Source organism: Aquimarina litoralis, assembly GCF_019295435.1.
GTDB classification, from domain to species: domain Bacteria; phylum Bacteroidota; class Bacteroidia; order Flavobacteriales; family Flavobacteriaceae; genus Aquimarina; species Aquimarina litoralis_A.
Window position 1 is genome coordinate 77,341 of record NZ_WEKL01000109.1, and the last position, 10,447, is coordinate 87,787.

At 37.0% G+C, this 10,447-nt stretch carries 3 protein-coding genes; all 3 read right to left on the bottom strand.

Features of this window, described 5'->3' with window-relative positions; all coding sequences use genetic code 11:
- Positions 1–193: 193 nt before the first annotated feature.
- The 3 genes from GBO31_RS24845 to GBO31_RS24855 all read right to left on the bottom strand — a co-directional run bounded on the left by GBO31_RS24845 (position 194) and on the right by GBO31_RS24855 (position 9,955).
- Positions 194–2,164 (bottom strand): OmpA family protein, encoded by a 1,971-nt coding sequence (locus GBO31_RS24845; protein ID WP_219011338.1) that lies wholly within the window; start codon positions 2,162–2,164, stop codon positions 194–196.
- 16 nt (positions 2,165–2,180) lie between these two features.
- The gene (locus GBO31_RS24850; RefSeq protein ID WP_219011339.1) at positions 2,181–3,140 is read right to left on the bottom strand and encodes a PorP/SprF family type IX secretion system membrane protein; all 960 of its coding nucleotides are present in this window, start codon (positions 3,138–3,140) and stop codon (positions 2,181–2,183) included.
- Between the two features lie 71 nt (positions 3,141–3,211).
- On the bottom strand, positions 3,212–9,955 hold the full coding sequence (locus GBO31_RS24855) for a gliding motility-associated C-terminal domain-containing protein (RefSeq protein WP_429725827.1): 6,744 nt from the start codon (positions 9,953–9,955) through the stop codon (positions 3,212–3,214).
- Positions 9,956–10,447: the final 492 nt, after the last annotated feature.

Genomic DNA, 10,447 nt, shown 5'->3' on the forward strand with positions numbered 1-10,447 from the left:
AGAGAGGTCTGCACTAACATAAGATCAAAAAAAGTTTTGTAAGAAAATTTTGCTTAACGTTTTTATTCCCATCGTCATATAAAAATAAAAAACACAATCCTTTTCAGAAATTACATTAGCTCCCATTAACAAATCACTTTGCCTTCTGATTGTCAATCATTTTGTTATAATTTTCTAGTCATTTATGGTAGCATTACTCTAATAATATAAATTCACTTCTTCTATTCTCTTGATGTTCTTTTTCGCTGCAATCTGTATCATTATTACATTTATTTACTAATGAGGACTCACCATAACCTCTACCTGAAAGTCTGGATCTATCAATTCCTCCTTTCTCAATGATATATTTGATAGTACTTTTTGCTCTTCGTTCACTTAAGAACATGTTATAATCATCTGAGGATCTACTATCGGTATGGGAACGTACATCAATTTTCATCTGTGGATATTCTTTCATAACTGCAATGATTTTTTGCAATTCTATCTCTGCATCTGGTCTGATGAACGATTTATCTAGATCAAAATAAATAATCTGTAATTTTAAAATTTTAGCTAAATCATCACCTGGTTTTACTTCTTGTCCTTGTAATCCTCCTTTTCCTAATTGTAATGGCAATTGATGTGTATATTCTAAAGCTGCATTGGTTTCAAGAGGAGCTTCGGTAGGGCTATAGTTTATTTTTGATCCTCTTAAGATATAGGTTGTCTCACATGAAACATTAAACTTATAATTACCTTGTGAATCCGTAACGGTTTTATCTAGTTCTTGATTATTTTCATCTAATAAAGAAACTTCAGTACCCGCGAGAATTTCTCTAGTGTAAGCATCTGTTACCTTCCCTTCTACATATTGAGCACAAGTGGTTATTAAATCTTCCGTTTGTTTAAAGCTGTAAATATCATCATTTCCTTTTCCTCCTTGGCGATTACTTGCAAAAAAACCGATTCTTGTATCTTCATTTAAAACAAAAGTAAAATCATCTTCTGAGCTATTAACAGGTCTTCCTACATTATAAGGTTGTGAAAATCCTGTAGTATCATCTGGTACTGCTACAAAAATATCGAGTCCTCCAAGTCCAACATGCCCATCACTAGCAAAATACAATCTTCCTGAATTACTAACATATGGAAAAGTTTCTCTTCCTTCTGTATTTATTTTATCTCCTAAATTTGTAGGAGATCCAAAAGTTCCATCATCATTGATATCGACTACATACAAATCTGATAATCCTTTACTTCCTGGCATGTCACTAGCGAAATATAATTTTTTCCCGTCTACACTTAAAGCAGGATGAGCTACTGAATATTCTTCACTATTGAAAGGTAATTCTTCTACATTCTTCCATTTTTCTCCTTCTAATGTTGCTCTATATAATTTTAAGAGAATGGTTCCTTTTGTATTTGAACCCAATCGTTTTTTGGTAAAATTATTTCTGGTAAAATACACCGTCTGACCATCCTGACTAAAAGTAGAAGATGATTCATGAAATCTGGTGTTAATATCGCCTTTCATTTTTTTAGGATTGGATAATGCATTTCTATCTCCAGTAATATCTGCAGAAAAAAGATCTAAAAATGGCATTTCGTTCCACTCATGAAGAGTCTTAATTACAGAATTTCCTCCATTTCTGGAAGATGCAAAAACCATCTGTCCTTGATTGTCAAAACTAGGAGCATAATCAGAAAATTTAGAATTGATATTCAATTTTTTTAAGGTAAATTTTCCGGATTGCATTTCTATAAACCTCAGGTAATCTCTTGTACTTACGAAATACTCTGCACGCTGATCATTTCCTGTAGCTTCGTTAAATTTTTCCATAGCTTTATCAGCTTCATCATATCGCTCAACACTTTTAAGACTTTGAGAATATCTGAATAGATATTCGGGATCAATCTCACTTGCATATCCATTTACCAATTCTTCATACCACTTTACAGATTCTTCTAATTCTGCGTTGAAATAATAGGAATCCCCTAGTTTTTTGAATAAATCAGCAGAAGCATAACCACTTTTTGCCACGTCTAAATATATTTTTCTAGCATCTACAAATGCATATTGCTCAAAATTTTCATCTGCTTTTTCGAGACGTTTCTCTTGAGCATTTACAACACCACAAACGATAATACTAACAGATATATAGACAACGTATTTTATTAAATTCATAATCAATATTTTTATTCTAGAAGAACCTAGGAGTTAGCATTCTATTATATTTTCTAAAGAGTTCGAATCGTAATAACACTTCATAACTTCCATCATTAAACTGAGTACGACCTAATTCTGTTGATTCCTTATCATATGCAAATCCAACCATTAAAGAATCAGAAATTTGAAAAGCAGCCATAGCACTAAATGCTGCGCTCCAGCGATAACCAACACCTAATGTAAGTTTGTCATACATTAGAAAATTTGCAGACAAATCTACTTGTAATGGTGCTCCAAAGACCAACTTACTAAGAACGGCAGGTTTGAACTTTAAATTGTCGTTGAGTTCGAAAACATATCCTGAAATCAAGTAATAGTTTATTCGTTCTTCTGCGATAAAAGTGGATGAGTCATCACTATTCACAGTTGCATCTTCATCAAAATGATCTGTTTCTAAAAGGTTTGGCGCACTTAATCCGAAATAAAATTTATTAGTGTGATAATATACTCCTATACCTACATTTGGACTAAACTTATTATCTATATTATTTTCGAAATTAGGATCATTAACATCGAATTGGGTAAGTCTTTGAAAATCTACGTTCAATAAATGACCACCTGCTTTTAAACCTAAGCTTAATTTCCCATTGTCTGAAGTAGGAATGGTATATGAAAAATCAATATCGAAATAAGTTTCATTAGTTGGACCAATTTCATCGTTAACAATAGATATTCCTAATCCCACACGATTATTCTCTCCTAGAGGAGTATTTAATGATAACGTCTGAGTTCTTGGAGCTCCATCTAATCCCACCCATTGACTACGATGCAAACCAGTAATACTCATAACACCTCTGCTACCTGCATAGGCAGGATTTACGCTAATTGTATTATACATATACTGTGTATATTGAGCATCTTGTTGCGCGAGTCCTTTTTGCTGGAAAGCGAAACTTAAAAGTACTGTAGTAATTAGGATGTATACTTTTTTCATCAGCTTTAGTTTAATATTTTTATTTATACCCGTGAGAAGTTCCTCACGGGTATTTCTCTTTATATGATAGATTATTTATTGATATATAAGTATCCTGCTCTTTGCTTACGTTCGCCTGTTTCCAGAACATATTCTAGAACATAATAATACGTACCTACTGGCAGTTCATCTCTTGATTCGACAGTCGCTCTACCATTAGATATACCTCTAAAGAAGTTATCATTTCTACCATAATTATCAGTACTGTATACTTTTACACCCCAACGATTATAGATCTCAACGGTATTTTCTAGATTCTCTATTCCTCGTATTACGAAGACATCATTAATACCATCTCCATTTGTAGAAATACCAGTAAAAATTTCAACTCCATCTTCTGCATCTGGATCAATTGGGCTATTTGGATCTAAGTAATCAGGATCTCCATCTCCGTCGGTATCTATGGCATCGTCTGGAATACCATCTCCATTTGGATCTGGATTCTCATCCTCTGTTTCAATACCGTCACCGTCATCATCGGTATCCAGATAATCTGGGATACCATCTTCATCTGTATCTGTATCTCCAGGATCATCATCACCATCATAATTTTCTTCAGCCGTATCAACACCATCACCATCATCGTCAATATCACGATAGTCTGGTTCGGCATCACCATCAGTATTATTAAGTTCGGTATCAGGATCTGTATCTACAATATCACCATTTGGATCTCCATATCCCGTTGTATCTCCATCATAAGCATCATCAATTCCATCATTATCAATATCTTCTCCGCTTGGTAAGGTGTCTGTTATTCCATCATTGTCATAATCAAATGCTTCGATTAAGTCTGGAATTCCGTCATTATCACTATCTTCATCTATATAATCAGGAGTACCGTCTCCATCAGTATCTTCAGGATTCACTCCTTCATCACCGGTTCCTTCGTAAGCATCATCCAATCCATCTCCATCACTATCATTCCCGGTAGGAGGTATATATCCATCTGTAGTTTGTCCTTCTACATTGTCAGGAATTCCATCATTATCACTATCCTGATCAAGAGAATCTGGTATACCATCTCCATCCATATCTATATCTCCTTCTACAATGTCTAGAATTCCATCATTATCATCATCTATATCTACACTATCAGATATACCATCATTATCATTATCACCATCGACTACTATAGTCTCTTCTAAATCATCTTCAACGATATCAAGATCGACCTGATCAAGAACCACATCGGTTATAATGTTAGTGATAGTTGCATTAGAAGAACCAGGATCTACTGAGAAAGTTATCATTAACATCCTTAATTCATCAGCTGGTATAGTTCCTATAGTCCATACTCCAGTTACATTATCATAAGATCCTTGATCTGGTGTATCAGCAACATAAGTGATACCTCCTGGTAATTGATCCGTAATAGCTACATTAGTAGCTTGAGCAGGTCCTGAATTTGCAACTATAATAGTGTATGTATAAATACCTCCTAACACATATGGACCTGGTTCTACTATTGACTTGGATACAACTAAATCAATTTCACCGACAACATTAATTTCTTCTTCTAAATCATTATTAGAGGTATCTGGATCTGTTTGATCCATTGAGAAGGTAATAACATTATTAATAGTTGTTCCACTTGTACCTGTATCAACAGTAACCTCAATATTTAAAATGGCTGTTACTCCTGCATTTAAAGTTCCTATTAACCAGTCTCCTGTAGTGTCGTCATACGTACCGATAGTTGGCGTATCAGACACATAGGTAATTCCTGCCGGTAATAAGTCATTAATAACTAACTGAGTGGCTTGTTCAGTACCATTATTGGTTACAATAATTGTATAATTAATGGTATCACCCTCATTAGGAGTACTATTATCAACTGTCTTAGTAATTACTAAATCTGCAATATTAGTGACCGTAATTATTTCTTCTAAATCATTATTAGAGGTATCTGGATCATTTTGATCTGATGCAACAGTTATAACATTGTTAATTGTATCTCCGCTTGTACCGCTATCAACTTCTACTTGAATATCCAGAGTAGCCGTATCACCATTATTCAGAACTCCAATTGTCCAATCACCTGATGCTGGTGCATAAGTTCCTTGCGATGATACATCGTTTACATACGTAACTCCTGCTGGAAGTTGATCATTGACGATTAAACCTGTCGATTGCGCCACACCATTGTTAGTCACAGTTATTGTATATGTTATAATTTCTCCTTCATTAGGTGTTGGATTACTTACCGTTTTACTTATTACTAGATCTGCATCATTATTAACTACAATATCTTCACTAGGATCATCAGTAGTTGTATCATTATCTATCTGATCTAAAGTAACATGCGTAACCGTGTTCGTAATCGTATCTCCACTAGTACCTGCATCGACACTCGCTACAATATCAATCGTAGCATTAGAACCACTGTTGATTACACCAATTGTCCAGATTCCTGTAACATTTACATAAGTTCCCGCTCCTGTATCACTTACATACGTAACTCCTGCTGGTAATACGTCGGTTAATACAACATTGGTAGCTTGAGCTGGACCATTGTTGGTAACGGTGATCGTATAAGTAACATTAGAGCCTTCATCTGGAGTAGCATTRTCTACAATCTTAGCCACTACTAAATCAACCTCATTATTGACTATAATGTCTTCGCTAAGGTCATCAGCTGTTGTATCATTATCTACTTGATCTAAGGTAACTGAAGTAACTGTGTTAGTAATCGTATCTCCACTTGTACCTGCATTGACACTCGCTACAATATCTATAGTAGCATTCGCTCCACTATTGATCGTACCAATTGTCCAGATTCCTGTACCATTCACATAAGCTCCTGCTCCCGTATCACTTACATAGGTAACACCTGCTGGTAACATATCTGTTAAGACTACATTAGTCGCTTGTGCTGGACCATTGTTGGTCACAGTAATCGTATAGGTAACATTAGAACCCTCATCTGGTGTAGGATTATCTACAATTTTACCAACCACTAAGTCTACTTCGTTGTTCACCACAATATCTTCACTTGGATCATCCGCAGTGGTATCATTATCTACCTGATCTAATGTAACCGAAGTAACTGTATTGGTAATCGTATCTCCACTAGTACCTGCATCAACGCTTGCTACGATATCTATAGTAGCATTCGCTCCACTATTGATCGTACCAATTGTCCATAGTCCTGTACCACTTACATAAGCGCCCGCACCTGTATCACTTACATACGTAACACCTGCTGGTAATACATCTGTTAAGACTACATTAGTCGCTTGTGCTGGACCATTGTTGGTCACAGTAATCGTATAGGTAACATTAGAACCCTCATCTGGTGTAGGATTATCTACAATTTTAGCAACCACTAAATCAACCTCATTATTGACTATAATGTCTTCGCTTGGATCATCCGCTGTAGTATCATTATCTACCTGATCTAAAGTAACCGAAGTAACTGTATTGGTAATCGTATCTCCACTAGTACCAACATCGACACTCGCTACAATATCAATCGTAGCATTAGAACCATTATTGATTACACCAATTGTCCAGATTCCTGTACCATTTACATAAGCGCCCGCACCTGTATCACTTACATACGTAACTCCTGCTGGTAACACATCTGTTAATACAACATTAGTAGCCTGAGCTGGACCATTGTTGGTAACTGTGATTGTATACGTAATATTAGAACCTTCATCTGGAGTAGGATTATCTACAATCTTAGCTACTACTAGGTCAACTTCATTGTTCACTATAATATCTTCACTTAAGTCATCAGCCGTTGTATCATTATCTACTTGATCTAAGGTAACTGAAGTAACTGTGTTGGTAATCGTATCTCCACTAGTACCTGCATCAACCGTTGCAGTAAGAGTTAAGGTTGCAATATCACCATCTAACAAGTCTCCAATAGTCCAAACTCCTACAGCTGCATTGTAATCTGCTGCTGGTGTTGAACTCGCAAAAGTAACACCTGCTGGTAACACATCTGTTAAGGATACATTAGTAGCGGTAGCTGGACCATTATTAGTTACTGAGATTGTATAATTGATAGTATCGCCTTCATCAGGAGTGCCATCATCAACAGTCTTAGCAATTACTAAATCAACCTCATTATTTACTATAATGTCTTCGCTTGGATCATCCGCAGTGGTATCATTATCTACCTGATCTAAAGTAACATCCGTAACCGTATTGGTAATCGTATCTCCACTTGTACCTGCATCAACACTCGCTACAATATCTATAGTAGCATTTGCTCCACTATTGATCGTACCAATTGTCCATAGTCCTGTACCACTTACATAAGCTCCTGCTCCTGTATCACTTACATACGTAACACCTGCTGGTAATACATCTGTTAAGATTACATTAGTCGCTTGTGCTGGACCATTGTTCGTAACTGTGATCGTATAAGTAACATTAGAACCTTCATCTGGAGTAGCATTGTCTACAATCTTAGCCACTACTAAATCAACCTCATTATTGACTATAATGTCTTCGCTTGGATCATCCGCAGTGGTATCATTATCTACCTGATCTAAAGTAACCGAAGTAACCGTATTGGTAATCGTATCTCCACTTGTACCTGCATCGACACTCGCTACAATATCTATAGTAGCATTCGCTCCACTATTGATTGTACCAATTGTCCATAGCCCTGTACCACTTACATAAGCGCCCGCACCTGTATCACTTACATAGGTAACACCTGCTGGTAACACATCTGTTAAGACTACATTAGTCGCTTGTGCTGGACCATTGTTGGTCACAGTAATTGTATAAGTAACATTAGAACCTTCATCTGGTGTAGCATTATCTACAATCTTAGCTACTACTAAGTCTACTTCATTATTCACCACAATGTCTTCACTTGGATCATCCGCAGTGGTATCATTATCTACTTGATCTAATGTAACCGAAGTAACTGTATTGGTAATCGTATCTCCACTAGTACCTGCATCCACACTCGCCACAATATCAATCGTAGCATTAGAACCACTATTGATTATACCAATTGTCCAGATTCCTGTACCATTTACATAAGCTCCCGCTCCTGTATCACTTACATACGTAACACCTGCTGGTAATACATCTGTTAAGACTACATTAGTAGCTTGAGCTGGACCATTGTTGGTCACAGTGATCGTATACGTAACATTAGAACCTTCATCTGGAGTAGGATTATCTACAATCTTAGCTACTACTAAGTCTACTTCATTATTCACCACAATGTCTTCGCTTGGATCATCCGCAGTGGTATTATTATCTACTTGATCTAAAGTAACCGAAGTAACCGTATTGGTAATCGTATCTCCACTAGTACCAACATCGACACTCGCTACGATATCAATCGTAGCATTAGAACCACTGTTGATTATACCAATTGTCCAGATTCCTGTACCATTCACATAAGCGCCCGCACCTGTATCACTTACATACGTAACACCTGCTGGTAATACATCGGTTAATACGACATTAGTAGCCTGAGCTGGACCATTGTTGGTCACAGTAATTGTATACGTAACATTAGAACCTTCATCTGGAGTAGGATTATCTACAATCTTAGCTACTACAAGGTCAACTTCATTATTTACTATAATATCTTCACTTAAGTCATCAGCCGTTGTATCATTATCTACTTGATCTAAGATAACTGAAGTAACTGTGTTGGTAATCGTATCTCCACTTGTACCTGCATCAACCGTTGCAGTAAGAGTTAAGGTTGTAATATCACCATCTAACAAGTCTCCAATAGTCCAAACTCCTACAGCTGCATTGTAATCTGCTGCTGGTGTTGAGCTCACAAAAGTAACACCTGCTGGTAATACATCCGTTAAGGATACATTAGTAGCGGTAGCTGGACCATTATTAGTAACTGTGATTGTATAATTGATAGTATCGCCTTCATCAGGAGTGCCATCATCAACAGTCTTAGCAATTACTAAATCAACCTCATTATTTACTATAATATCTTCGCTTAAGTCATCTGCAGTTATATCATTATCTGTTTGATCTAGTATAACGTCAGTAACTGTGTTTGTAATCGTATCTCCACTGGTACCTGCATCAACCGTAGCTTCAATTACTACATTTACGGAAGATCCATTACTAATTGTACCAATTGTCCAAAGTCCAGTAGCGTCGTCATACGTTCCTTGACTTGGAGTATCACTTACATAGGTAACTCCTACTGGTAAAACATCAGTAATTGAAACATTAGTAGCTGCTGGGGCTCCATTGTTAGTAATCGTGATCGTATAATTTATAGTTCCTCCTTCATCTGGGGTTCCATCATCCACAGTTTTTGTTATAAATAGATCTACAAGATCATCCGTATCTCTCCAATCTGGTTCTGGAGTAGTTGGATTATCTGTATTAGGGAATGGGTTTGTTGCAGTTTGACCTCCATTGGTAGGATCGGGATCTGCATCATCTGTATCAAAATTATCATCCAATCCATCACCATCACTGTCATTACCACTTGGAAGCGTATCTGCTACACCATCATCATCTGTATCATATCCTTCAATAGTATCACTTTCTCCATCATCATCGGAGTCTGTATCTACATAGTCTGCGCCATCGGCTGCACCGTCTGTATTGGTAGGGTCAATAGCAGTACCATTGGTATCATAAGCATCATTCACTCCATTACCATCGGTATCAGATTCATCAACCAAAGGCGTTAAAGGATCATCGACAATAGGGGCAATATAACCCGCTGTGGTCTGACCCTCGATATTATCTACTATACCATCATCATCAGCATCGATATCTAAATAGTCAGGACCATCGTTAGGATTCATATCCGTATCCGTAGGTGTACCACTTACTCCCGCGCCATCAACACCTCCATCTTCTGCAGTATCTGGAATACCATTCGTTCCAACACTACCGTTGATCTGACCATCATTGTCCGTATCTAATACACCATTGCCCGTCTCTACTACATCATATAATCCATCATTATCACTGTCTAAATCTAAGTGGTTGGGAATACCATCACCATCATTGTCATACACATCCGGAACACCATCACCATTACTATCTGTATAGTCCGTCGTACTTCCATCTCCAGTACCATCATCACTATCATCCTGCCAGTTAGGAAYACCATCGCCATCCTCATCNCCATTAGGGGCRTTTCCTCCACTCTCTACAACATCGGGAATACCATCATTGTCATCATCCTCATCCACATTRTCGGCAATACCATCATCATCTGCATCTAATGGATCCCGCCAGTCTCTATCATCCCCTGGATTGTCATCATCGGGAAAGTCTGTTGGTACTGTACC